We start from the raw sequence: 1,333 nt of genomic DNA, 5'->3' as shown, positions 1-1,333 counted from the left end.
GACTGCAGCACCGCAGGATGGCTGTTGAGCGCCGTCTCGACTTCCAGCGGATAGACATTGAAGCCGGAGCGGATGATGAGTTCTTTCAGCCGGCCGGCGATGAACAGCGCGCCGTCCGGACCCACCGTCGCGACGTCGCCGGTGGCGAGCCAGCCGCCCGGCTGCAGTGCGGCGCGGGTCTGCTCTGGATCCCGGTAGTAGCCCGCCATCACGTTCGGCCCGCGCACCCACAATTCGCCCGTCCCCTCGACGATGCGCACCTCGACGCCCGGAATCGGGTGGCCCACCGAGGTATCGGCGCGCGGCGCGTCCAGGCGCGTCTGGGACACGGTCGGGCCGCTCTCGGTGAGCCCGTAGCCGTTGTGCAGGGGCAGCCCGAACACGCGTTCCACCTCGCGCTTGAGGACCGGGTCGAGCGGCGAGCCGCCGGCATAGCAGAAGCGCAGCCGAGACGGGACCGGTTCGCTGCCTGCCACGGCCAGCAGGCGCGCATACATGGCCGGCACGCCCTGCACGATCGTCAGGACGTTCGAGCGGATCTGTTCCAGCAGCGCCTCGGCGGAAAAACGCGGCATCAGGTGCAGGCAGGCGCCCGCATACAGGGTGCCGAGCATGACCGAGCTGAAGCCGTAGACGTGGGTGATCGGCAGCACGCCGCATGCCACGTCGGATGGCTGCAGGCCGCGCAAGGTGCTCGACGTGGCGGCCACGAACAGCAGGTTCGCGTGGGTCAGCATCACGCCCTTTGGCTGGCCGGTGGTGCCGGTGGTGTAGACCAGTGCGGCGACCTGGCCCGCGTCGCGCCGCACCGGTTCCGGCACGGTGTCCGGATCGAGCGGACCTGCCATCACCTCGCCATGCGCCGTGATGGTGAGCACCCGGCGCGGCGTGCAGTGCGCGCGGATCGCGGCCAGCTCGCCCTGGCTCAGGCGCGCATTGACGTTGACGCTCCAGGCGTCCAGGCGCGCGACGGCGAACAGCAGCGCGACCTGGGCGGCGCAGTTTTCGCTGACGATCATGACGCGGTCGCCGCCACGCACGCCCAGCTCGCGCAGCTGTCGTGCCTGGCGTTCGACGTCGCATTGCAGCTCCCCGTAGGACCAGGCGCGCGCGTTGTCGACCAGGGCCGGTGCGGTGGGAGTGCGCGCGGCGCCCGCGCGGACGACGTCGCTGATACGCGGCGGCAGGGAAGAGGGATCGATCATAGGGTTTTAGCAGTTCGCCCAGAACTTGTTTAACTCTACACGGTCTCATTTAGTATGACGACCGCGGCTACCACTAGGAACCCATGCTCGTAGCGCACCGCATTCGGCTCGCCCCGAGCAACGTGCAG

General features: G+C 69.2%; 1 protein-coding gene. It reads right to left on the bottom strand.

The window, feature by feature from the left end; translation table 11 throughout:
• Positions 1–1,205, bottom strand: a 1,205-nt coding sequence (locus LK542_RS24755; protein ID WP_227813981.1) for a class I adenylate-forming enzyme family protein, incomplete at its 3' end; no start/stop codon positions are given.
• Positions 1,206–1,333: the final 128 nt, after the last annotated feature.

Source organism: Massilia sp. IC2-477, from assembly GCF_020707265.1.
Lineage (GTDB): Bacteria > Pseudomonadota > Gammaproteobacteria > Burkholderiales > Burkholderiaceae_D > Telluria.
Note: the sequence above shows the minus strand (reverse complement) of the source record. Positions and strands in the feature narration are given on the sequence as shown.